General features: G+C 72.8%; 30 protein-coding genes. 15 read left to right on the forward strand and 15 right to left on the reverse strand.

Features of this window, described 5'->3' with window-relative positions; translation table 11 throughout:
- Positions 1-91: 91 nt before the first annotated feature.
- The 5 genes from AB0M30_RS16735 to AB0M30_RS16755 all read right to left on the reverse strand — a co-directional run bounded on the left by AB0M30_RS16735 (position 92) and on the right by AB0M30_RS16755 (position 4,886).
- Positions 92-697, reverse strand: coding sequence for a class F sortase (locus AB0M30_RS16735; protein ID WP_364584918.1), 606 nt, complete (start codon positions 695-697; stop codon positions 92-94).
- Positions 687-1,526 carry a DUF4397 domain-containing protein gene (locus tag AB0M30_RS16740; protein ID WP_364584920.1) on the reverse strand — a complete coding sequence of 280 codons (840 nt, stop codon included), beginning with the start codon at positions 1,524-1,526 and terminating at the stop codon, positions 687-689. The genes AB0M30_RS16735 and AB0M30_RS16740 overlap by 11 nt, the downstream gene beginning before the upstream one ends.
- Before the next feature lie 18 nt (positions 1,527-1,544).
- Positions 1,545-3,356: a glycosyl transferase gene (locus tag AB0M30_RS16745; RefSeq protein ID WP_364584922.1), complete on the reverse strand. Its 1,812-nt coding sequence runs from the start codon at positions 3,354-3,356 to the stop codon at positions 1,545-1,547.
- A gap of 95 nt (positions 3,357-3,451) precedes the next feature.
- Positions 3,452-4,237 carry an IclR family transcriptional regulator gene (locus AB0M30_RS16750; RefSeq protein ID WP_364584924.1) on the reverse strand — a complete coding sequence of 262 codons (786 nt, stop codon included), beginning with the start codon at positions 4,235-4,237 and terminating at the stop codon, positions 3,452-3,454.
- Between the two features lie 58 nt (positions 4,238-4,295).
- Positions 4,296-4,886 (reverse strand): TetR/AcrR family transcriptional regulator, encoded by a 591-nt coding sequence (locus tag AB0M30_RS16755; protein WP_364584926.1) that lies wholly within the window; start codon positions 4,884-4,886, stop codon positions 4,296-4,298.
- An 86-nt stretch (positions 4,887-4,972) separates the two neighbouring features.
- On the opposite strand from AB0M30_RS16755, the gene AB0M30_RS16760 reads away from it, so the two are divergent.
- The 5 genes from AB0M30_RS16760 to AB0M30_RS16780 all read left to right on the forward strand — a co-directional run bounded on the left by AB0M30_RS16760 (position 4,973) and on the right by AB0M30_RS16780 (position 10,226).
- The gene (locus AB0M30_RS16760; protein ID WP_364584928.1) at positions 4,973-5,890 is read left to right on the forward strand and encodes an oxygenase MpaB family protein; all 918 of its coding nucleotides are present in this window, start codon (positions 4,973-4,975) and stop codon (positions 5,888-5,890) included.
- Between the two features lie 9 nt (positions 5,891-5,899).
- Entirely contained in the window at positions 5,900-6,925 is a 1,026-nt protein-coding gene (locus tag AB0M30_RS16765; protein WP_364584930.1) for an LLM class F420-dependent oxidoreductase, read from the forward strand.
- 121 nt (positions 6,926-7,046) lie between these two features.
- Positions 7,047-8,360: an MFS transporter gene (locus AB0M30_RS16770; protein ID WP_364584932.1), complete on the forward strand. Its 1,314-nt coding sequence runs from the start codon at positions 7,047-7,049 to the stop codon at positions 8,358-8,360.
- Positions 8,347-9,762 (forward strand): aminotransferase class V-fold PLP-dependent enzyme, encoded by a 1,416-nt coding sequence (locus AB0M30_RS16775; protein WP_364584934.1) that lies wholly within the window; start codon positions 8,347-8,349, stop codon positions 9,760-9,762. The genes AB0M30_RS16770 and AB0M30_RS16775 overlap by 14 nt, the downstream gene beginning before the upstream one ends.
- A complete protein-coding gene (locus tag AB0M30_RS16780) occupies positions 9,759-10,226 on the forward strand; it encodes a hypothetical protein (RefSeq protein WP_364584935.1) in 468 nt (155 codons plus the stop codon). The genes AB0M30_RS16775 and AB0M30_RS16780 overlap by 4 nt, the downstream gene beginning before the upstream one ends.
- On the opposite strand, the gene AB0M30_RS16785 is transcribed toward AB0M30_RS16780, so the two are convergent.
- Genes AB0M30_RS16785 through AB0M30_RS16800 form a run of 4 tightly spaced genes read right to left on the reverse strand, consistent with a single transcriptional unit; the run spans position 10,227 to position 13,352 of the window.
- Positions 10,227-10,499, reverse strand: a complete 273-nt coding sequence (locus AB0M30_RS16785; RefSeq protein WP_103342560.1) for a DUF6295 family protein — start codon at positions 10,497-10,499, stop codon at positions 10,227-10,229. It lies immediately after the preceding gene.
- A 14-nt stretch (positions 10,500-10,513) separates the two neighbouring features.
- Positions 10,514-11,254 (reverse strand): dienelactone hydrolase family protein, encoded by a 741-nt coding sequence (locus AB0M30_RS16790; protein ID WP_364584936.1) that lies wholly within the window; start codon positions 11,252-11,254, stop codon positions 10,514-10,516.
- Positions 11,251-12,921, reverse strand: a complete 1,671-nt coding sequence (locus AB0M30_RS16795) for an MFS transporter (RefSeq protein ID WP_364584937.1) — start codon at positions 12,919-12,921, stop codon at positions 11,251-11,253. Before AB0M30_RS16795 ends, AB0M30_RS16790 begins: the two co-directional genes overlap by 4 nt.
- A complete protein-coding gene (locus AB0M30_RS16800) occupies positions 12,918-13,352 on the reverse strand; it encodes a MarR family transcriptional regulator (protein WP_364584938.1) in 435 nt (144 codons plus the stop codon). Before AB0M30_RS16800 ends, AB0M30_RS16795 begins: the two co-directional genes overlap by 4 nt.
- 142 nt (positions 13,353-13,494) lie before the next feature.
- Here AB0M30_RS16800 and AB0M30_RS16805 point away from each other — a divergent pair, with 142 nt between their 5' ends.
- Positions 13,495-13,791: a hypothetical protein gene (locus AB0M30_RS16805; protein ID WP_364584939.1), complete on the forward strand. Its 297-nt coding sequence runs from the start codon at positions 13,495-13,497 to the stop codon at positions 13,789-13,791.
- Positions 13,792-13,796: 5 nt separating this feature from the next.
- Here the strand turns inward: AB0M30_RS16805 and AB0M30_RS16810 are convergent, their stop codons facing one another.
- Genes AB0M30_RS16810 through AB0M30_RS16830 form a run of 5 tightly spaced genes read right to left on the reverse strand, consistent with a single transcriptional unit; the run spans position 13,797 to position 17,240 of the window.
- On the reverse strand, positions 13,797-14,504 hold the full coding sequence (locus tag AB0M30_RS16810) for a hypothetical protein (protein WP_364584940.1): 708 nt from the start codon (positions 14,502-14,504) through the stop codon (positions 13,797-13,799).
- Positions 14,505-14,525: 21 nt separating this feature from the next.
- Positions 14,526-15,578, reverse strand: coding sequence for a GTP-binding protein (locus tag AB0M30_RS16815; RefSeq protein WP_364584941.1), 1,053 nt, complete (start codon positions 15,576-15,578; stop codon positions 14,526-14,528).
- Entirely contained in the window at positions 15,575-15,727 is a 153-nt protein-coding gene (gene rpmF / locus AB0M30_RS16820) for a 50S ribosomal protein L32 (protein ID WP_364584942.1), read from the reverse strand. The genes AB0M30_RS16815 and rpmF overlap by 4 nt, the downstream gene beginning before the upstream one ends.
- Positions 15,727-15,981, reverse strand: a complete 255-nt coding sequence (locus AB0M30_RS16825) for a type B 50S ribosomal protein L31 (RefSeq protein WP_364584943.1) — start codon at positions 15,979-15,981, stop codon at positions 15,727-15,729. Before AB0M30_RS16825 ends, rpmF begins: the two co-directional genes overlap by 1 nt.
- Positions 15,978-17,240: a GTP-binding protein gene (locus AB0M30_RS16830; protein ID WP_364584944.1), complete on the reverse strand. Its 1,263-nt coding sequence runs from the start codon at positions 17,238-17,240 to the stop codon at positions 15,978-15,980. The genes AB0M30_RS16825 and AB0M30_RS16830 overlap by 4 nt, the downstream gene beginning before the upstream one ends.
- 79 nt (positions 17,241-17,319) lie before the next feature.
- On the opposite strand from AB0M30_RS16830, the gene rpmB reads away from it, so the two are divergent.
- The 7 genes from rpmB (at position 17,320) to cobA (ending at position 22,566) form a co-directional block, all read left to right on the forward strand.
- Positions 17,320-17,556, forward strand: coding sequence for a 50S ribosomal protein L28 (gene rpmB, locus AB0M30_RS16835; protein ID WP_364584945.1), 237 nt, complete (start codon positions 17,320-17,322; stop codon positions 17,554-17,556).
- Positions 17,556-17,723, forward strand: a complete 168-nt coding sequence (rpmG, locus tag AB0M30_RS16840) for a 50S ribosomal protein L33 (protein ID WP_155549872.1) — start codon at positions 17,556-17,558, stop codon at positions 17,721-17,723. Before rpmB ends, rpmG begins: the two co-directional genes overlap by 1 nt.
- Positions 17,723-18,028, forward strand: a complete 306-nt coding sequence (gene rpsN / locus AB0M30_RS16845) for a 30S ribosomal protein S14 (RefSeq protein ID WP_364584946.1) — start codon at positions 17,723-17,725, stop codon at positions 18,026-18,028. Before rpmG ends, rpsN begins: the two co-directional genes overlap by 1 nt.
- The gene (rpsR, locus tag AB0M30_RS16850; RefSeq protein ID WP_364584947.1) at positions 18,025-18,279 is read left to right on the forward strand and encodes a 30S ribosomal protein S18; all 255 of its coding nucleotides are present in this window, start codon (positions 18,025-18,027) and stop codon (positions 18,277-18,279) included. The genes rpsN and rpsR overlap by 4 nt, the downstream gene beginning before the upstream one ends.
- An 89-nt stretch (positions 18,280-18,368) precedes the next feature.
- The gene (locus AB0M30_RS16855) at positions 18,369-19,430 is read left to right on the forward strand and encodes a MoxR family ATPase (RefSeq protein ID WP_364584948.1); all 1,062 of its coding nucleotides are present in this window, start codon (positions 18,369-18,371) and stop codon (positions 19,428-19,430) included.
- The gene (locus AB0M30_RS16860; protein WP_364584949.1) at positions 19,427-21,298 is read left to right on the forward strand and encodes a hypothetical protein; all 1,872 of its coding nucleotides are present in this window, start codon (positions 19,427-19,429) and stop codon (positions 21,296-21,298) included. Before AB0M30_RS16855 ends, AB0M30_RS16860 begins: the two co-directional genes overlap by 4 nt.
- 47 nt (positions 21,299-21,345) lie before the next feature.
- A complete protein-coding gene (cobA, locus tag AB0M30_RS16865; RefSeq protein ID WP_364584950.1) occupies positions 21,346-22,566 on the forward strand; it encodes a uroporphyrinogen-III C-methyltransferase in 1,221 nt (406 codons plus the stop codon).
- Between the two features lie 170 nt (positions 22,567-22,736).
- On the opposite strand, the gene AB0M30_RS16870 is transcribed toward cobA, so the two are convergent.
- The gene (locus AB0M30_RS16870) at positions 22,737-23,612 is read right to left on the reverse strand and encodes an alpha/beta fold hydrolase (RefSeq protein ID WP_364584951.1); all 876 of its coding nucleotides are present in this window, start codon (positions 23,610-23,612) and stop codon (positions 22,737-22,739) included.
- A gap of 136 nt (positions 23,613-23,748) precedes the next feature.
- Here AB0M30_RS16870 and AB0M30_RS16875 point away from each other — a divergent pair, with 136 nt between their 5' ends.
- Positions 23,749-24,591 carry a crotonase/enoyl-CoA hydratase family protein gene (locus tag AB0M30_RS16875; protein ID WP_364584952.1) on the forward strand — a complete coding sequence of 281 codons (843 nt, stop codon included), beginning with the start codon at positions 23,749-23,751 and terminating at the stop codon, positions 24,589-24,591.
- Positions 24,592-24,604: 13 nt separating this feature from the next.
- Positions 24,605-26,308, forward strand: a complete 1,704-nt coding sequence (locus AB0M30_RS16880; RefSeq protein WP_364584953.1) for an AMP-binding protein — start codon at positions 24,605-24,607, stop codon at positions 26,306-26,308.
- Positions 26,309-26,312: the final 4 nt, after the last annotated feature.

Raw genomic sequence — 26,312 nt, forward strand, 5'->3', positions numbered from 1 at the left:
GTCATCACTGAGGATCAGCTCGACCTTGGACCGTCCACGACCCGCCATCACCGCATCCTACAATTAGATAGCGAACTTCAGGCGCAGGACACTAGTCCCAGCGCGTCGAGGCGTAGACGACGATGTTGTCGCGGTAGGAGCGTTTCGCCGCGTCGAAGCTGCCGCCGCAGGTGATGAGCCGCAGCGCGCTGCCCGGCGCGGGCCCGTACACGGCGTCCGTCGGGAACGCGTCCTTCGGGTAGCGCTGGACGGCGTCCACGACGAACCGCGTCTCGAGGCCGTCCGAGCGCGCGACGAACACCTGGTCGCCCTCGTGCAGGTCGCGCAGCCGGAAGAACGGCGCCGGGCCGGCCCGGGAGTCGACGTGCGCGGCGATCACCGCGGGGCCCGGGTCGCCCGGCACCGGGCCGGCGGCGTACCAGCCGACGTCCTCGAACCGCGCGGGCGCTTCGAGCTGGTGGGCGGCGCCCAGCCCGAGCGGGACGAGCGCGGCCGCGTCGACGCCGATGGCGGGGATGCGCAGCCGCAGCGGGCGGACGCCGGCCGCGGCGGGCAGCGGCTGCGGCCCGCTCGCGGCCGGCGGAGCCACTGACGAGGCCGGGACGGCGGGTGGCGGCGCGACCGGGGCCGCCGGGGCCGCCGAGCAGCCGGCGGCCAGCACGGCCACGACGAGCAGCGCGCCGGCGTCAGCGCGCACGAGCCGCCCGGCGCCCCACGAGGAGCGCGGCCAGCAGCCCGGCGGCCGCCGCGAACACCGGCCACAGCGGGGTGGACCCGGGCGCGGTGCCGCCGCCCCCGGTCTCGACGCCGAGCTTCGGCGGTTCGGGCAGCGACGCGCCGTCGGGGAGGGGGTTCGCCTTCAGCGCGCCGGCGTTCTCGGTGACCAGCAGCGACGTGGACGACCCGGCCTTGACGTCGACGTCGGCGGCCGACTTGACCGAGCCGCCGCTCAGCTGCAGCGGCCACCGTCCTTCCGGGACGTCCACATAGGACGACGTCTGGCCGTACGCCGCGTCCTTCGCGATGGTGACACCCTGCGGTCCCGCCACGGTGACCGGCGCGATCGCCGCCGACCCCTGCACGACCCGGACGCGGCCCTTGCCCGCGGCCGGCGGGGTGAGGTCGTCGGTGACCAGGTCGCCCTTGAGCGTGCCGTCCGGGCCGTTCGCGAAGACCAGCAGCGAATAGGCGTTGCGTTCGGCGACCTCGATCGTCGCCGACAGCGCGGGCGGCGTGGCGGGTGCGGCGTCGGCGGGCCGCATCGAGAGCGTGTACTTGCCGGGGCCGAGCGACGAGTACGGCGTGACCGCGCCGTAGCCGGCCTTGCGGATGACGACCTTCTCGGCCTGGCCGAAGGGCGCGAAGTAGATGTCCACCGGCGGCACCTTCGGCGACAGGTGGCCGACCCGGATCCAGCCGACGCCCGGGCCGGGGCCGGTCGCCGCCTCGGCCGTCACCGGCGTCAGCGCGACGAACAGGAGGGCTGCGGCGGCCAGCCCGCCGGGTCTGAGGAGGAGGGTGCGCATGGGAGGGGCCTTTCACCGTCAGGGGGAGGAGAACGGGACCAGCAGTCCCGGGGGTGCGAACAGCGGGTACGTGACGAGCACGCCGCCCGCGGTGCGGGCGACCGAGGACGGCCGGAACAGGTCGCGCTGGCCGGCGTAGAACGCCGCCGCGCCGTCCGCGCCGCCGGTCAGGAGCACCCGGCGGCGCGGCTGCCCGGCCGGGTCTTCGCCGGGGACGGCGGGGAACGCCGCGACGCCCACCGGCTGCAGGGCCGCGAGCGCGGCGATCGTCGCGATCAGCCGCGGGTCGGCGCGGCCCGCGCGCAGCACGGCGAGCGCGTCCGGGGTGCAGGTGATCCGGGCCGACGCCGCCAGCGCCGCACCCGCGTGGGTGCGCGCGGACTCCTCCGACGGCGCGGCCGGATCGGCGGCGGGCAGGCCGAGGCGGGAGACGGTGACCTGCCCGAACACCGCGGTCACGCCGGCGTCGGCCAGCGCGGTGCCGAGGGCCGGATAGCGGCTCCGGAGACCGTCCGCGCCGGTGGCGAACACGGCCCAGTCGGCGGCCGGGCAGCCGGCCGCGCACGCGGCGGCCGGGACGAGCAGCCCGGTCGGCCAGCCGGCCTTGGCGAACTCGGCCCACGCGCCGTCGTCGACGAGCACGCGCGCGCCGGAAGCGTTGGCCCGCAACCAGTCCTGGGCTTCGACGAGCGGTCCGGCGCGGCCGGTGGCCGGCCGCAGGGCGGGGTAGCCGTAGATCCAGCCGGTGGCGACCACGGCGACGAGCACCCCCGCGGCAAGCACGGTCCCGGGACCGCGGGCGCGGTTCCCCCGGTGCACCGGGACGCGCTGGCGCGCCAGCGCTTGGACGACCGCGGCGAACAGCAGGGGCGTGACGGGCAGCAGCAGCGCGAGCACGGCGGTGTCCGGCACGCCGGGCACGAGCAGGGCCGCGACGAGGAGCAGGCCGGACACCGCGAGCGGCCGCAGGGCGGTGACGGCCAGCGCGGCCACCAAGGCGACCGTCGAGAGCACCGCCCACGAAGGGTCGAGAGCGACCCAATCGGCCACCGACGGCCGGCTCGCGGCCGCGAGGTGCGGGCGGAGCACGGCGGCCGCCGGGCCGAACGCGATGCCCAGCCCGAGGTTGAGCAGCACCGCCACCAGCGCCGCGCGGGCGGGCGCGCGCCGCACCAGCAGCCAGCCGGCGGCGGGCAGGAAGAGCAGCGCCAGCGGGGAGGTGAGCACCGCCGCGAGCAGGCAGACCGCGGCCGCGGCGTCGTGCCGGATCCGGGCGCCGGGCCGGGTGATGAGCACCAGCGCGCCGAGGAGCCACCCGACCGCCAGGTGCTCGACGACGACCAGCCGCTGCAGGCCGAGCGCCAGCGGCGACGCCGCGACCAGCAGCACCGCGGCCGCCGCCGCCCAGCGCGTCAGGCCGAGCCGGCGCGCCAGGAACCACAGCAGCACGGCGCCGAGCACCGCGGCGACGAGCATGGTTTCCCGGACCGCCGCGAGCGCCGACGCCGAGCGCCCGAAGGCGTCGGAGACCATCGTGTACGCCGTGAGCTGCCACCAGCCGAACGGGCTGACCCCGGCGCCGCCGGCGTCGGTGAACGGCGTGAGGTGCCCGAGCGCGTAGGCGTGGGCGACGTTCGCGGCCTCGGCGGGCAGGGCCGGCGCGGGCGCGGCGAGGTACAGCACGCGCAGCCCGCCCGCCAGCGCCAGCAGGGCCAGCACGATGTCGAGCGACAGCAACCGGTGTGCGGCCGGGAAGCCGGTGGCCGCCGGTTCGGGAAGCGTCGCGGGGGAGCGGCCCGGGTCGGTCGTCTCCCGGCTGTGCTGGGCCATTGGACGGATCGTAGCCGCTCCCGATCACCGGTCCAGCTCGGGACGGTTACGTCAGCCGGACGGCCCAGTCGCGGGAAAAGCGTTGCCCGGCAAGATTATTTCCCACCGCGCGGGCCGGAGCCGGCCAGGGTCCGGCTCAGCGCCAGTGCGACCGTTCGGACGGCGGGCGCGACCCGTTCGGTCCGCATCCGGTTGGCCCAGCCGGAAATCGACACCGCCGCCACGGCGACACCGTGCGTGTCGAGCAGGGGGCTGGCCGCGCACACCACCCCGACGCCGGATTCCTCGCGCTCCAGGGCGATCCCTTCCTCCCGCACCCGGGTGAGCTGACGGCGCAGCAGGCCGGGTGCGGTGATCGTCCGCGCGCTCAGCCGCGGCAGCCCGGCGTCGATCACCTGGTCCACCACGGATTCCGGGGAGAACGCCAGGATCGCCTTGCCGACGCCGGTGGCGTGCGCGGGGAACCGGCCGCCGATGCGCGAGGGCAGCGTCGGCGCGTCCGGCCCGCGCAGCACGTCGAGGTACACGACTTCGGTGCCTTCGAGGATCGCGAGGTGGACCGTGTTGCGCGTGGCTTCGCGCAGGTCGGCCAGGTACGGCCGGGCCGCCTCGACCAGGCCACGGCGGGGCGAGGCCAGTTGGCCGATTTCGAACAGCCGCAGCCCGAGCCGCACCGCGCCCGCCTCGCGTTCGAGCAGGCCGGTCTCGGCCAGGTGCCCGACGAGCCGGTGCACGGTCGTCTTCGCCAGCCCGGTCCGGCGGCCCAGCTCGGAGACGCCGAGGGTCTCGTCACCCGGCCGGAAGGCTTCCAGGAGCGCGGCGAGCCGGGCCGCGACGAGGCCGTCGCCGCTCGCGCCGTCGTTCCGCCCAGCGGTACGCATGGGTTGAGTGTGCCCGATCCGCCGCGCGACTGTCACCAGGTCGGGCAAGGGAGGTGCGTCAGTGGCCGTCGGCGCCGAGGACGAGTTTCACGCAGTGCGTGACGAGCCGCTCGCGCGAGACCTTCAGCGAGCCGTCGAGGTAGGCGACGAAGACGTTGGTCAGCGCGCCGACCAGCCCGACGGCGACCATCCGGCGCTCGGCCTCGTCGCCGTGGGTGAGCTGCTCGCCGACCAGCGCGGCGAACACCGGCAGCAGGTGCAGGCCGCGGCGGGTCAGCGCGGGGTCGGTGAGCGGGGCGAGCAGCAGGACCCGGCCCTTGCGAGGGTCGTCGACGATCAGCTCGACGAACGCACGCACGGCGTTCTCCGCCCGCGACACCGGAGTGGGGGCGTCCCGCACCGCGTCGACGAGCGCCTGCCGCGCTTGCTCGCCGACGTGCTCGTAAACCGCCGCGACCAGCTCTTCGCGGTCGGCGAAGCTCTCGTAGAAGTAGCGCTCGGTCAGCTTCGCGTGCCGGCACACCGCGCGGACGCTCGTCCCGGCCGAGCCCTCGGTGCCCAGCAGTTCGAGGCCGGCCGCCACGAGCTGCTCGCGCCGGAGCGCCTTCCGGTCGTCCAGCGTCGTGCCCGCCCAGGTCCGGCCCGGCATCACAGCTCCTCGGTTGACTACAACTGTTGTCAGATCTTAGCCTGACAACAGCCGTAGTCAGTTTCGGACTCGACGAGGAGCCGCCGATGACCCCCCAGCCGCTGGGTCCCGATTCGCTGACGTGGAAGTACTTCGGCGACTGGCGCGGCCTGCTGATCGGCCTGTGGGCCGGCTCCATGCAGAACATGCACCCCGGCCTCGGCGCCGGCGTCGAGCAGCACTCGCGGTTCTTCGAGGAGCGCTGGCAGCGGCTGTTCCGTTCGCTCTACCCGATCGGCGGGGTCGTCTACGACGGCCCGCGCGCCCACCGGACCGCCCTCGAAGTCCGCGGCTACCACGACCGCATCAAGGGCGTCGACGCGCGGGGCCGCCGCTACCACGCGCTCGACCCGGACACCTACTACTGGGCGCACGCGACGTTCTTCGTCAGCACGATCCTCATCGCCGACCACTTCATGGGCGGCATCGGCGAGGCGGAGAAGCGGCAGCTGTTCGACGAGCACGTCCGCTGGTGGCGGATGTACGACATGACCACGCGGCCGGTGCCCGAAAGCTGGGAGGACTTCCAGCGCTACTGGAAGCACATGTGCACCGACGTCCTGGAGGACAACAAGGCCACCCGGGACGTCCTGGACATCCGCGGGCTCGGCAAGCCGCCGTTCCTGCCCTGGCTGCCGGACGCGCTGTGGCGGCCGGTCCAGCGGGTGATCGCGCGCAACTTCGTGTGGCTGACGATCGGCCTGTACGACCGCGAGGTCCGCGATCTGCTCGGCTTCCGCTGGACCGAGCGCGACGCCCGGCGGCACCGGCGGTTCGGGAAGCTCGTCGACGCCTTGTTCAAGCTCGTTCCGCACGACCGCCGCTACCACCCGCGTGCGCGCGCCGGCTGGCGTCGCGAGCGCGGCGAGGTGGCTGCGGACGCACCCTTGGTCGAGACTCCACCCAGGAACCTGCCGCCGCTGTCCGAGCGGGGCAAGCCCGAGCACTACGCGCCGAACGTCTAGGAGGCTTTCGTGAAGCTGGGATTCCACGTCGGGTACTGGCAGAGCGGCCCCACCCCGGGTGCGCTGGAAGCCGTCCTCAAGGCCGAGGAGCTCGGCTTCGACTCGGTGTGGACGGCGGAGGCGTACGGCTCGGACGCGTTCACGCCGCTGGCCTGGTACGGCGCTTCCACCAGCCGGATCCGGCTCGGTACGAACATCGTGCAGATGGCCGCGCGGACCCCGACGGCGACGGCGATGAGCGCGCTGACCCTCGACCACCTCTCCGGTGGCCGGATGGTGCTGGGGCTCGGCGCGTCCGGCCCGCAGGTCGTCGAGGGCTGGTACGGCCAGCCGTACCCGAAGCCCCTCGCCCGGACCCGGGAGTACGTGAACATCGTCCGGCAGGTGATCGCCCGCGAGGCGCCGGTGACCCTCGACGGCGACCACTTCCAGCTGCCGTTCAAGGGCGGCACCGGGCTCGGCAAGCCGCTGAAGCCGACGGTGCACCCGCTGCGCAAGGACATCCCGATCCACCTGGCGGCCGAAGGGCCCAAGAACGTGGCCCTCGCGGCGGAGATCGGCGACGGCTGGCTGCCGCTGTTCTTCTCGCCCAAGAGCAACGACTTCTACAAGGCCGCGCTCGAGGAAGGCTTCTCGCGCCCGGGCGCGCGCCACACCTTCGCCACGTTCGAGGTGCCGTGCTCGCTGCCGGTGATCGTGCACGACGACGTCGAGGAGGCGGCGAGCTGGATCAAGCCGTCGCTGGCGTTGTACATCGGCGGGATGGGCGCGAAGAGCGTCAACTTCCACCACGACGTCTACGCGCGGCTGGGCTACGGCGACGTGGCCGACAAGGTCCAGGAGCTCTTCCTCGCCGGCCGCAAGGAGGAGGCGGCCGCGGCGATCCCGACGTCGCTGGTGGAGGACACCTCGCTGATCGGGCCGGCGGAGAAGATCCGCGAGGAGCTCGAGGCCTGGGAGGACACCGTGGTCACCCAGCTGCTGCTGCGCGGTGACGCCGCGACGCTGGAGAAGATCGCCCGCGCCCTCGGCTGACCGGCGGGCCCCGTCGTGGCCTTGGTCACGACGATGGCACGATTCCCCTCGACCACTACCGGGTGCGCGCCGAGATCGAATACTCATGGCCAGCACCCGGTACGCCGTTTCGAGGAGGACCATGGCGACGCTGTCCGGCCGGACGAGGTTCCGCTATTCGCTCGGCTCGTTCGTCACCGGGTCCTTCGGCACGGTTCCCGGCCTGGTGCTGGTGAAGTACCTGACCGACACGATGGCCGTGCCCGCGGGCTGGGCGGCCGCGATCGTGTTCGTGCCCAAGGCCTGGGACGTGCTGTTCAACCCGATCGCCGGGCGGATGTCCGACGCCGACCTGCTCAAGACCGGCAGCCGGCGGCGCTTCCTGCTGATCGGCGGCATCGGCGTGGCGATCCTGTTCGCGGCGATGTTCGCCCACCCCGGGTTCGGCGGCCCGCTGCCGGACGCGCTGTACGTGGCGATCACGTTCGCCCTCTGCGCCACGGCGTACGCGCTGTTCCAGGTGCCGTTCAACGCGCTGCCCGCCGAGCTGACCGAGTCCGCGACCGAGCGGACGAAGCTCACCAGCGTCCGCATCGGGGTGCTGGCCGTGACGATCCTGATCTGCGGCGGCGGTGCGCCGGCGATCACCGCCGGGATCGACGGCGTCGCCGGCTACCGGATCATGGCCTTGGTGATCGGGCTGATCGTGCTGGTCGCGACGCTGCTGGTGTACTTCGGGCTCAAGGACGCCCCGGTCGGCTCGCTGCGGCCGAACACGGTGAACCTGAAGGAGCTGGTGCGCACGCTCGCCGCCTGGCGGCCGTTCCGCTGGCTGCTCGGCACGTACTTCATCCAGGCGCTGGGCATCGGCACGGTGCTCGCCGCGATCCCGTTCTTCGCCCAGCGCATCCTCGGGAACGACGGCTACGGCACGATCCTGTTCGTCATCTTCGTCGGCCCGGCGCTGATCACCATGCCGCTGTGGCCGCGGCTCGGCGACCGGGTCGGCAAGCTCAACGGCTTCCGCCTGGCCACCGCGGCCTTCGCGATCGGGCTGCTCGGGCTCGTGTTCGCCCAGGAGATCCCGCTGGTCGTCTCGTTCGTCTTCGTGGTGCTCTGCGGGGTCGGGTACGCCGGGATTTCGGTGTTCCCGCTGGCCATCCTGCCCGACCTGATCACCGCCGAAGAGGAGCGCACCGGCGAAACCCGCGCGGGGATCGCGGCGGGCGTGTGGACCGCGGGGGAGACCCTCGGGCTGGCCTTCGGCGGCGGGCTCTGGGCGCTGATCCTGGCGTTCGGCGGGTACGTGTCCAGCACCGACGCCACCGCGGCGCAGCCGCACAGCGCGATCGTGGCGATCCTCGTCGGGGCGTCGATCATCCCCGGCGTGCTGATCGCGCTGGCCCTGCCGCTGCTGCGGCGCAAGGTGCTGGAGCCGCGCCGTGAACCCGTCTGAGGACGTCCTCGCGGCGCTGCGGGAGCTGCGCGCGGGCGACCTGCCGACGCACGGCGGCCGGACCCTGGCCTACGTCTACGACAGCGGGCTGTCCGAAGTGGACTCCCTGGGCGCGGCGGCGCACGCGCTGGCGTCGTCGGCCAACGGCCTGGACCCGACGGCGTTCCCGAGCCTGCTGCGCATGGAGAACGACCTCGTTCTGGCGGCGTCCCGGTTGCTGGGTGACGTCCCGGGCGTGGTCGGTTCGGTGACCTCCGGCGGCACGGAGTCGTGCCTGCTGGCGGTGCTCGCGGCGCGGGACGCCCACCCCTCGGTCGCGTCGCCGTCGATCGTGCTGCCGACCACCGCGCACGCGGCGTTCCACAAGGCGGCGCACCTGTTCGGGCTGCGGCGGATCGACGTCCCGGTCGACCCGGTGACCTTCCGCGCCGACCCGGCGGCGATGGCCGCGGCGATCGACGACTCGACGGTCCTGGTCGTGGCGAGTGCGCCGTCGTACGCCCACGGCGTGCTCGACCCGGTCCCCGAGATCGCGGCGGCGGCGCTCGAGCGCGGCGTCCGGCTGCACGTCGACGCCTGCATCGGCGGCTGGGTGCTGCCGTACTTCGCCCGCCTCGGCGCGGACGTCCCGCCGTTCGACTTCCGCGTCCCCGGCGTCACGAGCATTTCAGTCGACCTGCACAAGTACGCGTACTGCCCGAAGGGGACGTCGGTGCTGCTGCACGCCTCGGCGGAGCTGCGGCGCACGCACTACTTCGCGAGCGCGGCCTGGCCGGGCTACACGATGCTGAACACGACCATTCAGAGCACGCGTTCCGGCGGCCCGCTCGCCGCGGCGTGGGCGGTGGTCGGCCACCTCGGGTCCGACGGCTACCTGAAGCTGGCATCCGCCGCGCGTGAGGCGGTGGCCCGGATCCGGTCCGGCATCGAGGAACTACCCGGCCTGCGGGTGCTCGGCGACCCGGTGTCGACGCTGATCGCGTTCACCGGTGACGAGGGGTTCGACCTGTTCACGGTGGCCGACGAGATGAAGGCGCGCGGCTGGTACGTCCAGCCGCAGTTCGCTTTCGAAGCGTCTCCGGCGAACCTGCACCTGACGGTGACGGCGGCCAACCACGGCGGGGAGAAGGAGTTCCTGACCGACCTGGCCGCGTCGGTGGACGCCGCGCGGGAGGCGGGCCCGGTGGTCGTCGACCCGGCGGTGGCGGAGTTCGTCGCGGTCCTCGACCCGGCGACGTTGACGTCCGAGCAGTTCGCGGGCCTCCTCGCGGCGGCGGGCCTGGGTGGCGCTTCGGGGCTGCCGGAGCGGATGGCCCCGATCAACGCGCTCCTCGCCACGGCACCGGCGCCGTTGCGGGAGCGGTTGCTGCTGGAGTTCCTGGGCGCGCTGTACACGCCGTGAACGGGGTGTCGACCAGCGTCATCGCGGTCTGCGGAACCTTGGCCGGGTCCGCTCTGACGTACCTCTTCGCTCGCCTCACCGCGCGGCGGGCGGAGAAGGCCGCCCGCGAGGAACGGCTTCGCCAGGAGCGGATCGCGGCCTACGCGGCTTTCGCCGGCGCGATGACCGCTCTGCGCCAGAAGATGATCTCCCTGTGGCTGGTGCGGCAGCGGGACCAGGACGTGGCGGAGATCAGGGCCGCGTACACCGAAGCGGACCAGTGCGGTGCGGCCGCGGATCACGCCCGGTTCCAGGTCCGGCTGCTCACCGAGGACGCCGAGCTGCTGCGGCTCGCCGACGCCGCGTTCGGCCCGATCGCCGCCCTCGGCAAGGCGGCGGACCGGGCCGAGCTGGCGGGCCACGAAACCCGCAGCCAGGAGGTCCTCACGGCGTTCGTCGAGGCCGCCGGGCGGCAGCTCCGATGATCACTGGTTCCGCGAAGCCAGCCCGGCCGGCGCGGACTTGACGGCCGCGTGGATGGCATCCGCCAGGGCCAGCGCGTCCTCTTCCGTCAGTTCCAACGCGACCCGCGCGGAAGCACCCAGGCCCGGGTTCCGGAAGTCGATGTTCACCGTGTGCGCGTAAGGCGCATGCACCGGGTGGTCGACGTACACGGTGCCCTCGTTCACCCGGAACCAGCCGCGAGCCCCTTTGCCGCTGCCTTCGAGCGCGAACTTCTCGGTCAGGTAAGTGCACATCAGCGAGTCCTCTCTCAGGCGGTGAGCGTGCGGGCGTAGAAGCCGAGGATGCGTTCCCAGCCGTCCTTCGCGGCTTCGGGGCGGTAGCTCGGGCGGTCGACGGCGAAGAACGCGTGGCCGGCGTCGGCGTAGGTGTGGAACTCGTGCTCCTTGCCGTGCTTTTCCAGCTCCGCCGCCAGCACCGCCACCTCGTCCGGGCCCGGGAACTGGTCGTCGGCGCCGAAGATGCCCAGCAGCGGGCAGGACAGCTGGGGGGTCAGGCCGAGCAGCGGCTTCATCTGCCGCATGGCCTCCGGCGGGTCGTTGACGACGAACGCGCCGTAGCAGTCCACCGCCGCGTCGAGCTCCAGGGAACAGGCCGCGAGGAACGCGTGGCGGCCGCCGGAACAGTGCCCGATGACGCCGACGCGGCCGTTCGCGTTCTCCAGCGCGCGCAGGTAGTCCGCCGCGCCCGAGACGTCGCCGACCAGGCGGTCGTCCGGGATGCCGCCCGCCGCGCGGACCGTCGCGGCCGCGTCGTCGGGGTCCGCGCCCGGCGCTTCCCGTGTGTACAGGTTCGGGCAGAGCGCGTTGTAGCCCTCGACGGCGAAGCGGCGGACCATCTCCTTCGTCGCCGCGTCGTAGCCGGGCAGGTGGTGGATCACCACGACGCCGCCGCGCGGGGTCTCGTCGGTCGGTTTGGCCAGGTAGGCCTCCAGTTCGTCCCCGCCGTGGCCGGTGATGGTGACGGTTCCGGCGATGATCTCGTCGGTCATCGGTTCTCCTTCGCTTCCTCGAGGGGGTGGACGTACCGGGCGCCGCGCGAAGCGGACGCGATCGCGGCGACGACGGCCATCGCCGCGGCCGCGGTGAACACGACCACCAGGCCGTGGTGGAACGGGCCGGAGACCAGCCGCGGGAAGAACTCGCCGCCGGTCAGCGTCGCCCGGTCGGCCGGCGTCAGTCCGGAAAGGACGTCCGGGCCGAGCAGGTGCCCGACCGGGTTGCTGCCCAGGAACGCGGCGAACAGCGTGCTGACCGGCGGGAGCTGCGCGACGCCGTCGGCGACCGGCGCCGGGACGCCGTGGGCCTGCAGGCCGCTCGTCAGCGTCTGCGGCAGCGACGTGGCCAGCCCGGCGATCATCAGCGAGAAGAACACGCCGATCGACAGCGACGTCCCGGAGTTCTGGAACGTCGCCCGCATGCCGGAGGCGACGCCGCGCTGCTCGGTGGGGACGCTGCTCATGATCGCGGAGGTGTTGGGCGCGGCGAACATGCCCTGGCCGACGCCGCTCAGCACGAGCAGGGCGGCGAACGCCGGGTAGGAGAAGTCCACCGGCAGGGCCAGGAGGCCGAGGAACGCCGCGGCGACCAGGAGCAGCCCGCCGGTGGCCAGCGGCCGGGCGCCGAACCGGTCCGACAGGTACCCCGACACCGGCCCGGCGATGAGGAACCCGACGGTCAGCGGCAGCAGGTGGATGCCCGCCCACAGGGGCGTCCGCTCGTAGTCGTAGCCGTGCAGGGGCAGCCAGATCCCCTGCAGCCAGATGATGAGCATGAACTGCATGCCACCACGCGCGACCGAAGTCAGCAACGCGGCGACGTTGCCGGCGGCGAACGCGCGGATCCTGAACAGGCTCAGCTGGAACATCGGCGCGGCGATGCGCGTCTCGATCACGCCGAACAGCAGGAGCAGCAGCACCCCGGCGCCGATCCCGCCGAGGACCCAGGGATTGCCCCAGCCGGTGGCCGCACCGCCGTAGGGCTGGATGCCGTAGGTGATCGCGGCCAGGACCAGCGCCGTCCCGGCGGCGAAGGTGACGTTGCCGCCCCAGTCGATCTTCGCGCGCTGCGGTTTGCCGACCTCGCGGAGGCTGCGGATCGACCAGATCGTGCCGAGCAGGCCGAACGGCACGCTCACCCAGAACACCGCGCGCCAGTCGATCTCGGCCAGCAGCCCGCCGACGACCAGGCCGAGGAACTGCCCGGCCAGCGCGGTGATCTGGTTGACGCCCAGCGCCATCCCGCGCTGCCGCGCCGGGAAGGCGTCGGTGAGGATGGCCGCCGAGTTCGCCGTCAGCATCGACCCGCCGACGGCCTGCACGATCCGCCAGCCGATCAGCCACAGCGCGCCGGCGCCGGCGTGGAACGGGTCGAACGACAGGGCGACCGACGCGGCGCTGAACACGACGAACCCGAGGTTGTACATCTTGACGCGGCCGAACATGTCGCCGAGCCGCCCGAGCGTCACCACCAGCACGGCCTGCACCAGCAGGTAGCCGAGGATCATCCAGAGCAGGTAGCCGATGTTGCCCGGGGCGAGCGGATCGAGCCCGATGCCGCGGAAGATCGCCGGCAGCGAGATGATCACGATCGAGCCGTCGAGCGCGGACATCAGCACGCCGAGCGTGGTGTTCGACAGCGCGACCCACTTGTAGCTCACAGCTCGTCCGCCAGCCGCTCGATCAGCGGGATCGCCGCGATCAGGGCGCGCTGCTCGGCCGCGGTGAACTTCCCGGCCAGCGCGGCCGCCATCTGCCGGGTCGTCTGCGAGCGCCGGTCGGTGAGCAGCTTGACGCCGGTTTCGGTGACCGACATCAGCACCTTGCGGCCGTCGGAGTCGTCCTTGCGCCGCTCGACCAGCCCGCGTTCGACCAGCCCGGCGAGGGTGACGCCCATGGCCTGCGGCTTGACGCGTTCGAGGTCGGCGAGGCAGCCCGGGGTGGCCGGGCCCTCGCGGTCGAGCCGGGACAGGACCGAGCGTTCGGGCAGGGTCGGTTCGCCGGCGACGTAGCCCTGGCGCAGCCGCCGGACCAGCCGGGCGAGCGCGACGCGCAGGTCGGCGCTCGCCTGGAGGAGCTCGTCGTCCGTCACGATCGTCAACCTAGACTGATAAACCTGGGTTGATCAACTCGGACACGGGCGGCGCTATCGGGTGAGCCGGGAGCTTTCGCCCGGCCGTTCGCGGGCGTCCGGGTTAACGTCCGAAATGGACACACCTGGAGAGGGGCAGCCGATGACCATCCTGCACGTCGAGCACGCCGGCCACGACCACGTCCACCGCGAAGGCTGCGGCCACGCGGCGGTCCCGCACGGCGACCACATCGACTACGTGCACGAGGGGCACCTGCACCGGGCTCACGACGGCCACTTCGACGAGTGCGAAATCGCCGGGCACGTGCCGCACACCGGCCACGACCACGCCCACGGCGAAGGCTGCGGCCACGTGGCCGTGCCCCACGGCGACCACGTCGACTACCTGCACGACGGGCACCGCCACGCGACCCACGAGGACCACTACGACGACCACTGACGCTCTCAGCCGAGCGAAATTTCCACGGTGGCCTGCCCGCCGGGGGTCTCGACGGCCACGGTGAGCACCCGGGCCTCCGCCGGCGGGCCGGGCTCGAAGATGTGCCGCTCCAGGAACATGCCGTGCGACCCCGAACCGCCCGCGCGCCCACCGCGGTACTGGGTTCCCGTGTCGTCCCACCCGCGCCAGCGGATGTCCGCCCCGAAGCGTTCCCGCAACCGGCGCGGGTCGAAATCACCGTGCGCGAAGTTACCGTGCGCCAGGTTGAGGACGACGATGGTGGACCACACCTCCAGGCTCACCAGGTCCGCCGTCAGCTCGCCGGCCTCGAGGGTGCGGCCCGCCAGCGAAACCACGTGCCGCAGCACGGGCGCCGGCGGGTTCTCGATCGCCTGCCGCCACTCGGGCCGCTCGGCGCCCACCTGCTTGCCCACCGGCTCGGCCACCGGCCTGGCCACCGGCGCGAAGCCGGCCGAGGCCGACCCCTCCACGCGCACGACCTTGAGCCGGCCGGACCGTTGCAGGGTCTCGTCCAGGTCGGCGAGGATCCGGTCGGCGTCCTCCTGCGCGAGCGCCCCCGCGGCCACCAGGCCGATCGCGACCCCGCGGATCTCGCGCCGGTCGAAGCTCAGCTGCCGCCCGTGAGGCGGCTGCCCGCGCCCCGCGCCCAATTGATCGGAAATCAGTTTCTCCAGATATCCCCGCCCGTCCATGCTGCCATTCTTCCGCCGCGGTCAATGCGTTTTGACCGGCTCCCACTCCGGGAACGGGTCCGGGCCCGTGGGGACGTCGCCGAGGCAGTCCCGCAGCGCGGTAAGGAGTGCTTCGCCCGCCAGATCGGCGCCGATGAACACCAGCTCCTGGCGCGGTTCGGCCGCCACGCCCTGCGGTTCGAACCGCGCCACCGTGCCCGCCTGCGACCACAGCCCGGTCACCCCGGGCCGCGACGCCAGCGCGAAGAATCCCTTGGAACGCAGCACCGTCCCGAATTCGCCGGAATCCAGCCGCCGGGTGACGAAATCCCCCAGCCGGGCCGGGTCGAACGGCCGGGAAGCGCGGAACACCACGCTGGAAATGCCGTATTCCTCGGTCTCCGGGACGTGGTCGCCGTTCAGTTCGGCCACCCAGCCCGGTGCCTCCTGGGCCCGGACGGCGTCGTACCTCCCGGTCCCGAAGACCCGTTCCAGCGGCACCTGCCCGAAGCTGCCCGTGACGACGTCGGCGGCCGGGTTGAGCCGCCGCAGCGTCGCCACCAGCCGGTCGACGTCGGTGGCCAGGTCCGTCTTGTTCAGCAGCAGGACGTCGGCGAACTCGACCTGGTCCACCAGCAGGTCGCTGACCGTCCGCTCGTCTTCTTCGTACTGGTCGAGCCGGCGCTCCACCAGGGAGTCGCCGGCCGCCAGCTCGCGGGCGAAGTTCGCCGCGTCCACCACCGTCACCATCGTGTCGAGGTGGGCGACCGCGTCGAGGAACGTGAACGTGGCGGCCACCGGCATCGGCTCGGAGATGCCGCTCGACTCGATGAGCACGTGGTCGAAGCGGTTGCCGGTGCACAGCGCCGCGACCTCTTCGAGGAGGTCCTCCCGCAGGGTGCAGCAGATGCACCCGTTGGTCAGCTCGACCAGCCGCTCCTGCGACCGGACGAGCGCGGCGTCGATGTTGACCTCGCTCATGTCGTTGACGATCACCGCGACCCGCAGTCCCGCCCGGTTGGCGAGGATGTGGTTGAGCAGCGTCGTCTTGCCCGCGCCGAGGAAGCCGGACAGGACGGTGACCGGGACGGTCACCGCGCGTGGAAGTACTTCATCAGCCGGCGCGGGACCAGCTGAACCCGGCCGGCCACCTGGATCGGCACCAGGTCGGGCACGGCGGCCTTCCACTGCGCTCGCCGGGACCGCGTGTTGCTGCGGGACATCTTGCGCTTGGGGACGGCCATCAGCGGGTGCCCCGCTTCCCGTAGCGGCGGTGGAACTTCTCGACCTGGCCGGCGCTGTCCATGATCCGCTGGGTGCCGGTCCAGAACGGGTGCGACCACGAGCTGATGTCGACCACGACGAGCGGGTAGGTGCGGCCGTCGGACCACTCGATCGTCTTCTCGGAGGTGATGGTGGAGCGGGTCAGAAAGGCGTCGCCGGTCGACGAGTCCTTGAACACCACGGGGTGGTAGTCGGGGTGGAGGCCGGATTTCATCGGTCTTCCTTTCGGTTCGCCGCGGTCGCGTCGTGGCGCGCCGGGCCGGGTTCGCTGTCCTCACACGGTTCTTCGTGCCGGTCGCCGAACGGATCGGGGTAGCGCAGCCACGCTTCGGGTCCGGCGGCCAGTTCGTCTTCGGTCAGTAGAGCGCCGCGCAGGGCCGCGTCGATCTCACCGGGCGTTGTCTGGTCCGTCACGATGACGAGTTCCTGCGCCCGGTCGCCGTGCACCGGGTGCCAGCGCAGGGACGCCAGGGTGCGGCGCTCGGGGGAGACGTCCGTCCACTCCGGACCGTCCGGCGACGCGAGCCACGGCCCGGCGTGGCCGAGGCCCAGCCCGCCGCCCGCCGACTCGATCCAGAACGCGACGTCGGGCTGGCTGGCCACCCACGCGCGCCCGCGGGTGCGGACGACGCCGTCGAGCAGCACGTCGAGGGCGTCGTGCAGCCGCTCCGGGTGGAACGGCCGCCGCGCGGTGAAGGTGAACAAGGCGATGCCGCAGTCGTCGTGCAGGGGCGGCTCGCCGCGCAGCAGCGCGCCGTGCATGTCGGTGACCTCGCCGCGCCGGGCGTCCGCCGGGACCGCGTCGAGCACGCTGTGGCCGTCGATGCGGGCCAGCTCGACCCGCGGGACGGACGGCGCCACCCGGTCGAGCACGGCGGACGCCTTCGCGGCGGTCCACGCGTCGGCGGCCGCGCCGGCCAGCACGAGGACGTCGGCGAACTCCACCTGCGACAGCGCGACCTGGGCGACCGTCCGTTCGTCCTCGGGGCTGCCCTGCAGGTTCCGGTCGGCCAGCTCGTCGTCGCCGGTCGCGTCGGCGAGCCAGGTCGCGCAGTCGACGACGGTGAGGACGGCCCGCAGGTCGACGTCGTCGCCCACCGGGCGTTCGCCGACGAGGACGTTCCGGATCGCCCAGCTCACCGGCTCCGGCTCCATGGCCTCGTCGAGCCGGACGACGATCCGGGTCACCTCCGGGCGCCGGGCCAGCCGCCGCAGCAGCGGGAGGAGGTCCTCCCGCAGGGTGCACGACACGCAGCCGTGGGCCAGTTCGAGCACGGTCAGCTCGTCGCGTTCGCCGAGCTCCAGGCGGCGGCGGACGACGCCGGAGTGGATCTCGCGCAGGTCGTGGTGGACGACGGCGGTGCCGGGCCCCGCCGCGCGCAGCAGCTCGGCCAGTGCGGCGTTCGGGCCGGCGGCGAGTCCGCTGACGAGGACGAGCGGGACGCGGAAGCGGGGGGTCTGCTCGGGGGTCACAGGGGCTCCAGGAATACGGGCGGGGTACGGTGCGTAGAGTAGATGACAATGATAACCACTATCAACTCGGGAGGGTCCTTTGTCCGCCGTGTGCCAGATCACCGGCCGCAAGCCGGGCTACGGCAAGCAGGTCTCGCACTCCCACCGCCGCACGTCCCGGCGGTGGGAGCCGAACCTGCAGAACCGCCGGTACTTCGTGCCCGGTGAAGGCCGCTGGGTGCGGCTGCGCGTGTCCGCCAAGGGCATGAAGACGATCGACAAGCGCGGCATCGAAGCCGTCGTCGCCGAGCTGAAAGCGAAGGGGGTGAAGCTGTAATGGCAAAGAGCACCGACATCCGGCCGATCATCAAGCTGCGGTCCACCGCGGGCACCGGCTACACGTACGTGACGAAGAAGAACCGCCGGAACGACCCGGACCGGATGGTCCTGCGCAAGTACGACCCCGTGGCACGCGAGCACGTCGAGTTCAAGGAAGAGCGCTGATGGCCAAGAAGTCGAAGATCGCGAAGAACGAGCGGCGGAAGGTGATCGCCGCCCGGTTCGGCGAACGCCGCCGCGCGCTCAAGGCCCTCGTCGCCTCGCCCGGCTCGTCGGCGGCGGAGAAGGCGAACGCGGTCGTCGCGCTGCAGAAGCTGCCGCGGGACGCGAGCCCGACGCGGATCCGCAACCGGGACGTCGCGGACGGCCGTCCGCGCGGCTACTTGCGGAAGTTCGGGTTGTCGCGGGTGAAGATCCGGCAGGCCGCGCACCGCGGCGAGCTGCCCGGCGTCGCGAAGTCGAGCTGGTGAGCCGGATGCCGAAGCCGCACCGCGACCGTCCGGCCAAGCGCAAGGTGAACCTGTTGCGCGCCAGCAAAATCACCGAAGTCGACTGGAAGGACGCCGACCTGCTGCGGAAGTTCGTCTCCGACCGCGGCAAGATCCGGGCTCGCCGGGTCACCGGATTGACGCCGCAGCAACAGAAACAGGTCGCCACGGCGATCAAGAACGCGCGCGAGATGGCGCTGCTGCCGTACCCGTCCGCGGGCCGGGCGAGCTAATTCGGATGCGCACTCCCGGGCGGTGCGCGACCATGGGCGTCGAAAGGGGGCGTCGCAAGAAGATGTCCTGACGGCCAGGAGGTCCACGCTTGCACGCCCAGCTCACGGTCACGCCCGCCCGGCTGCCCGAGCTCCTGCTCACCACCGCCGTCGTGCGGCCGGTGTTCCTCTGGGGCGCGCCCGGGATCGGGAAGTCCTCGCTGGTGCGCGACTTCGCGGCGGCGCTGGGGCTCGACTGCGTTTCGCTGCTGGGCACCCAGCTCGCGCCCGAAGACCTGATCGGCGTCCCGCAGATCGTCGACGGCCGCAGCCGGTTCTGCCCGCCCGAGCAGATCGCCCGTGACGAGCCGTACTGCCTGTTCCTCGACGAGCTGAACGCCGCCGCGCCCGACGTCCAGAAGGCGTTCTACTCGCTCATCCTCGAGCGCCGCATCGGCTCGTACGAGCTGCCGCCGGGCTCGGTCGTGATCGGTGCCGGCAACCGCGCCACCGACCAGGCGCTGGCCCGGCCGATGGCCTCGGCCCTGGTCAACCGCCTGGTGCACGTCCACCTGCGGGCCGCGCCGGGCGACTGGCTCGCCTGGGCCGCCGGGAACGGCATCCACCCGTGGGTGATCGAGTACCTCACCCAGCGGCCGGACCACCTCTGGAGCCCGCCGCCGAAGACCGAGGAGCCGTTTTCGACGCCGCGCTCCTGGCACATGCTCTCGGACCTGCTGCGCTCCGCCGGCGACCCGGCCGGCGACGACACGATCGCGCTGCTGGCGTACGCGACCCTCACCCCGGCGCACGCCGGCGCCTTCCGTGCGTACCTCAAGGTGGCCCGGCACGCCTTCGACCTGGAGGCGATCCTCAAGGGCGACGCGCGCTGGCCCGCCGAGCCGGGCGACCGCGACCTGCTCTACTTCCTCGCCGAGACCTTCCGCGCGCGGCTGGTCAAGGACCTGCCCGCGGACAAGCGGCACGCGTCGGCGGCCGTGCGCCAGTTCGCCTTCCGCGCGAAGAGCCTGCTCGTGGAGCTGGCCGAACTCTCCCTGGAGATGGCCCAGCTGGTCATCGCCGACGACGAGACGGGCCACCCCCGCCTGCCCTCGTGGTTCCTGGTCGAGGCGGCCCGCGACCTCCCGCGGCTGGTCGCGGCGCGCGCATGAGCAACGCCCGCGTCGAAGCGAAGCGCCGGGAGCGGCGGCAGAAGGCGATCGCCGACGGCTGGGGCCGGGCGCGCTCGCACACCGTCCTCGACCACCTCGCCCGCGGCGCGAGCCTGAGCACGGAGAGCCTGATCGGCGTGGACGGCTGGGCCGTCGTCGACGACCGCGGGCTGATCACCCCGAACCGCGCGCGCGAGGCCGAGCCGGGCGAATGGGCGTGGGTGTTCGCGCACCTGCTGCTGCACCTCGGCCTCGGCCACCTCGACGAAGCGCAACTGGCCGACGTGGAGTTCGATGCCCCTTACTGGGCCGCGAGCTGCGTGGCCGTCCACCGGTTCGCCGACGCGGTCCACGTCGGCACGCCCCTCGTGGAGCTGCCGGACCTGCCGGGCACCGACGAGCTCGCCTTGAGCCGGAGCTGGCGCGAAACCGGTGTGCCGGAGCCGTTCCGGGCCCTCGGCACCGGCGGGGCGCGGCCGTGCCTGCGGCTCGCGCCCCCGATGAGCCGCTGGCAGCTGCAGTACCACGGGAAGCCGCGGCCGTGGACGGAACGCTTCGCCCGCGGGCTGATCGCCTCGGCCACCGAGGCGATGGAACGCGCCGCCGACGCTCGCGGCCGCACCCGGCACCGGCGGGCGATGGGGGAGTGGGACCGCGCGCTGGCGTGGTTCGTCTCGTCGTTCCCGCTGCTCGGCGCGGCGGCCGCCGGGTTCACCCTGGTCGTCGACGCCGACGTCGTCCGCGCCTGGAACATCGCCTTCGCGGCGGTCGACGCCGAGCACGGCGAAATCTACGTCAACCCGGCCGCCGACCTGAGCGCCGAGGAGTGGCGGTTCGTGCTGGCCCACGAGATGCTGCACGCCGCGCTGCGGCACGACCGCCGCGCGCTGGGCCGCGACCCCTACCTGTGGAACGTCGCCTGCGACTACGTGATCAACGGCTGGCTGGTGTCGATGGGCGTCGGCGAGCTGCCCGACGGCTGCCTGCACGACCAGCAGCTCACCGGGATGTCCGCGGAGTCGGTCTACGACACGCTGAGCACCGACCTCCGGCGGGCGCGCAAGCTGGTGACCCTGGGCTCGCGCGAGGCCGGGGACGTGCTGGGCGACTGGCTGTCCGAACCGGACGCGGTGCGGCGCCGGTCGTCGCGGCGGGCCGGGGCCAAGCCCGGGCCGTGGCGCGACGGCGACCGGGCCGGCGGCGTCGACCTCGACGAGTTCTACCGCCGGGCGCTCACCCAGGGGCTCGAATATCACCACGCCCAGGGCCGCGGGCTGCTGCCGGCCGGGCTGGAGCAGGAGATCCGGGCCCTCGACCACCCGCCGCTGCCGTGGGACGCGCAGCTCGCGCGCTGGTTCGACGAGCACGTCCGGGTGGAGCTGCCGGTGCGCAGCTACGCGCGGGCGTCCCGCCGCCAGTCGGCGACGCCGGACATCCCGCGCCCGGGCCGCGTCCGCCCGGAACGCCTCGACCGGCGCGTCACCTTCGGCGTGGTGCTGGACACCTCGGGGTCGATGAACGCCGAGCTGCTGGGCAAGGCCCTGGGCGCGATCGCGTCGTACGCGCTGGCCCGGGACGTCCCGGCGGCGCGCGTGGTGTTCTGCGACGCCGTCGCCTACGACGCCGGGTACCTCGCGGTGGAGGACATCGCGGGCCGCGTCAAGGTCCGCGGCCGCGGCGGCACGATCCTGCAGCCCGGCGTCGACCTGCTCCAGCGGGCGGCCGACTTCCCGGCCGACGGCCCGATCCTGATCATCACCGACGCGCAGTGCGACCACGTCCGGCCCCGCCGCGAGCACGCGTACCTGGTGCCGCGAGGCGCGCGGCTGCCGTTCGTGGCCCGCGGGCCGGTGTTCCGGGTGGCGTGACCCACGCTGGGCTGGCGTAGGGCCCGGGCACCAATAAACTCCCGCGCATGGACGACCCGCACTACCTTTCCGGCCTGCAGCTGACCGGTCGCCGCGTGGTGATGATCGGCGGCGGCTCCGTGGCCCAGCGCCGGCTGCCCCGCCTCATCGGCGCGGGGGCCCGCGTCGAACTGGTGTCGCCGCACACGACGCCGTCCGTGCAGGGGATGGTGGACGCGGGCGAGCTCGTCTGGCACGAGCGCCCCTACGCACCCGGCGATCTCAAGGACGCCTGGTACGCCCTGGCCTGCACGAACGACCCTGCGGTGAACGCCGCCGTCTGCGAGGAGGCCGAGCGGGAGCGGGTGTTCTGCGTCCGCGCCGACGAAGGCGAGTCGGGTTCCGCCGTCACCCCGGCGTCCGGGCGGCACGGCGGCCTGCTGTTCGGCGTCCTGTCCGGCGGCGAGCCGCTGCGTTCGGCGGCGGTCCGCGACTCGATGCTCGACGGCCTGCACAACGGCACGATCGAAGACGGCCGCCGGCCGCACCCGGAGGGCACGCTGCCCGGGGTGGCGCTGGTCGGCGGCGGCCCGGGCGACCCGGAGCTGATCACGGTCCGCGGCCGGCGCCTGCTGTCGCGCGCGGACGTCGTCGTGGTGGACCGCCTGGCCCCCCGCGAGCTGCTCGACGAACTCGCGCCGGAGGTGGAGATCGTCGACGCGGCGAAGATCCCGTACGGCCGCGCGGCCAGCCAGGACGTCATCAACAGCACGCTGATCGAGCGCGCCAAGGAGGGCAAGTTCGTCGTCCGCCTCAAGGGCGGCGACCCGTACCTGTTCGGCCGCGGCTTCGAGGAGGTGCTGGCCTGCGCCGAGGCGGGCGTCCCGGTGACGATGGTCCCGGGCATCACGAGCGCGTTCGCGGTCCCGGCGGTGGCGGACGTCCCGGTCACCCACCGCGGCGTGGCCCACGAGGTGGTGGTGGTCTCCGGCCACGTCGCCCCGGGCGACGACCGGTCCCTGGTCGACTGGGAGCTGCTGGCCCGGATGACGGGCACGATCGTGCTGATGATGGGCGTCGAGCGGCTCCCGCAGTTCGCGAAGGCCCTCCTGGACGGCGGCCGCCCGGCGGCCACCCCGGTGGCGATCATCGAGGACGGCACGATGCGCACCCAGCGCACCCTCCGGTCCACTTTGGACACGGTGGTGACGGACGCGGCGGCCTCCGGAGTCCGCCCGCCCGCGGTGATCGTGATCGGCCCGGTGGCCGGCCTCGCCCCCGTGTCCTGAGGGGAATCACGCGTGATCCGGGAGACGACACGCGTGATCCAAGGGTCGACACGCGTGATTTGAGGGTCGACACTACGGGCCTTCGGCCTGACGTCGTGTCGGCCCTTCAATCACGCGAGTTGGCGCTCCAATCACGCGAGATGCGCCTTCGATCACGCGAGTTCCGGGTTTCAGTCCTCGTAGCAGCTTGCGGCGAAGTCGCGGATCGCGTCGGACAGGCGGGTCGGGTCGAGGCGGAGCTCGACCGGGCTGCGGGCCTGGACGAACTCCGCGTCCGGCATGTCGACCGCCAGGGTGTCCGCGTCGCCGAACGGGTGGATCGGGTCGCCCTGGTGGCCGATCACCAGCGCGCGCGTCGTGATCTTGCGCCTGATCGCCTTCGGCGGCGCGATCCGGCCGAACAGCACCCCGTGCAGCAGGGCCGCCATCGGGGCCGGGCGCTGGGACAGCGTGTCGGTGACGACGTCGACCCACTGGTTGCCGTGCGGGACCACCGACGCCGCCAGCGCCACCGCCTGCACCGTGAACGGCAGGAACCGGGCCGCCATCAGCAGCGGCGCGAACGTGAACAGCCCGGCGACGATCGCGTTGTCCAGCACCGGCATCTCGACGATCAGCCCCCGCGCCCGCGCGGGTGCCTGCACCGCCACTTCCAGCGAGACGTTCGCGCCCAGCGACGTCCCGCCGATCACCGCGGACGACACCTCGAGGTGGTCCAGCAGGGCGAGCGTCTGCTCGGCGAACGAGGGCATCGAGTACAGCCACGACTCGGTCGGCCGGTCGGAGTCGCCGTGGCCGAGCAGGTCGAGGGTGATCACCCGGAAGCCCGCGCGGGCCAGCCGACGGGCCAGCGGCGCGTGCATCCGGCGGGTCAGCATGATGCCGTGGGTGAGGACGACGACCTTGTCGCCGCTGCCGAACTCGGTGTACCAGAGCCGGTGGCCCTCGTGGTCGAACGAGCCGGTCAGCTCGATCGGACGGGAGGCCCGCCGGAGGGGCGCGGAAGGGGGTTCGGGGTCGATCGCGGTCGCGCTGGCCGGGCTCATGTCCCACCGTCCTCCCCGGTCGTGGTGTGAGTCTCTTTCAGGAAAGCATCCCCCGACCAGGTTGGCACGGTGACCGGAGGGTCAATTGGCAAGGTGCCAATGGCGGGGCGTCGCGGGCATGGGTCAAGATGACCCCATGACCGCTACTGCTGACAGTCTGCCCGACCTCGTCTCCCTGAAGGTCGACGTCGACGGCCACGTGGCCGAAGTGACGCTTCTCGGCCCGTCGAAGGGCAACGCGATGGGCCCGGACTTCTGGCGCGAGCTGCCGCTGGTCTTCCGCGCACTGGACGCCGACCCGCAGGTCAGGGCCGTAGTGCTGACCGGCAGCGGAACGAACTTCTCCTACGGCCTCGACCTGCCGGCGATGATGGGCGACTGGGCGCCGATGCTGGGCGGGGACAACCTCGCCGGCCCGCGGACGGCGTTCCTCGACCAGGTCCGGTCGCTGCAGGCGGCGGTCAGCTCGATCGCGGAATGCCGCAAACCGGTCGTCGCGGCGGTGTCCGGCTGGTGCATCGGCGGCGGGGTCGACGTCGTCGCGGCCGCCGACGTCCGGCTGGCCAGCGCCGACGCCAAGTTCAGCGTCCGCGAGGTGCGCGTCGCCATCGTCGCCGACCTGGGCAGCCTGCAGCGGCTCGCCTCGATCATCGGTGAGGGGCACCTGCGGGAGCTCGCGCTCACCGGCAAGGACGTCGACGCCGCCCGCGCCGAGAAGATCGGCCTGGTCAACGACGTCTACGAGAACCAGGACGCGGTGGTGAAGGCCGCGCGCGAACTCGCCGGCGAGATCGCTGCGAACCCGCCGCTGGTGGTGCAGGGTACGAAGCAGGTGCTGGCGGCGAACACCGAGCGCCAGGTCGCCGACGGCCTCCGGTACGTCGCGGCGTGGAACTCGGCGTTCCTGCCCAGCAAGGACCTCGGCGAGGCGGTCCAGGCGTTCATGGAACGGCGCGCGCCGGAGTTCAAGGGCGAATGACGGAGGAGGCAGCGTGAGCGCTTCGGAGGTCCACCACGCGTTCCGCGTCGCGCGGGACTACCTGTTGACCCACCGCGAGGACTACGACACGGCGTACCGCGACTTCGCCTGGCCGGAGTTCGACGAGTTCAACTGGGCGATCGACTGGTTCGACGTCGTCGCGCACGACCCGGACAACGCCGGGCGGTCCGCGCTGTGGATCGTCGAGGAGGACGGCACCGAGAACCGCTGGACCTACCCGGAGCTGTCCGGCCGGTCCAACCAGGTGGCGAACTGGCTGCGCAACCTCGGCGTCCGCCGCGGCGACCGGCTGATCCTCATGCTGGGCAACCAGGGCGAGCTGTGGGAGACGATCCTCGCCGCGATCAAGCTCGGCGCCGTGATCATCCCGGCATCGACGCTGCTCGGGCCGGCCGACCTGACCGACCGCGTCGAGCGCGGTGCCGCCAGGCACGTCGTCGTCCGTTCGGTGGACGCGCCGAAGTTCGACGGCGTGGCCGGCGGCTACACCCGGATCGCGGTGGGGGAGCCGGTCGAGGGCTGGCACCCGTACTCGGCCGCGTTCGCCGAATCGCCCGAGTACGCCCCCGACGGCCCGACCCGGGCCGGTGACCCGCTGCTGCTGTACTTCACCTCCGGCACGACCGCGAAGCCGAAGCTGGTGCAGCACACGCACGTCTCGTACCCGGTGGGCCACCTGTCCACGATGTACTGGATCGGGCTGGAACCCGGCGACGTCCACTTGAACATCTCCTCGCCGGGCTGGGCGAAGCACGCGTGGAGCAACTTCTTCGCGCCGTTCAACGCCGAGGCGACGGTGTTCCTCTACAACTACAGCCGGTTCGACGCGGGTGCCTTGCTGGCGCAGATGGACCGCTGCGGCGTGACGAGCTTCTGCGCGCCGCCGACGGTGTGGCGGATGCTCATCCAGGCCGACCTGACGGCGCTCCGAACGCCACCGCGCAAGGTCGTCGGGGCGGGGGAGCCGCTCAACCCCGAGGTGATCGAGCAGGTCCGGAAGTCGTGGGGCGTCACCATCCGCGACGGCTTCGGCCAGACCGAAAGCAGCGTCCAGATCGCGAACACGCCGGGCCAGGACGTCGTGCCCGGCTCGATGGGCCGCCCGCTGCCCGGATTCGTGGTGGCGCTGGTGGACCCGGTCAGCGGCGAGCGCGCGGCGGAGGGCGAAATCTGCCTCGACCTCGCCCACCGGCCGGTGGGCTTGATGACCGGCTACGCGGACGACGACGAGCGCACGTCGGCGGCCTTCGCCGGCGGTTTTTACCACACCGGTGACGTCGCTTCGATCGACGAACGCGGCTACCTCACCTACGTCGGGCGCACCGACGACGTGTTCAAGGCGTCGGACTACCGCATCTCGCCGTTCGAGCTGGAGAGCGTCCTCATCGAGCACGAGGCGGTGGCCGAGGCGGCGGTCGTCCCGGCCCCCGACCCGATCCGGCTCGCGGTGCCCAAGGCCTACGTCGTGCTGGCCGCGGGGTTCCCCGCGGACGCCGCGACCGCGCGGTCGATCCTGGCGTACTGCCGCGAGCACCTGGCGCCGTACAAGCGGATCCGGCGGCTGGAGTTCGCGGAACTGCCGAAGACGATCTCGGGCAAGATCCGGCGCGTCGAGCTGCGCGGCCGCGAGAGCGACCCGAAGCGCGCCCAGGGGACCGAGTACCGCGAGGAAGACTTCCCCGACCTCAAGTCCTGACGGC

The organism is Amycolatopsis sp. NPDC051716 (assembly GCF_040681595.1).
Lineage (GTDB): Bacteria > Actinomycetota > Actinomycetes > Mycobacteriales > Pseudonocardiaceae > Amycolatopsis.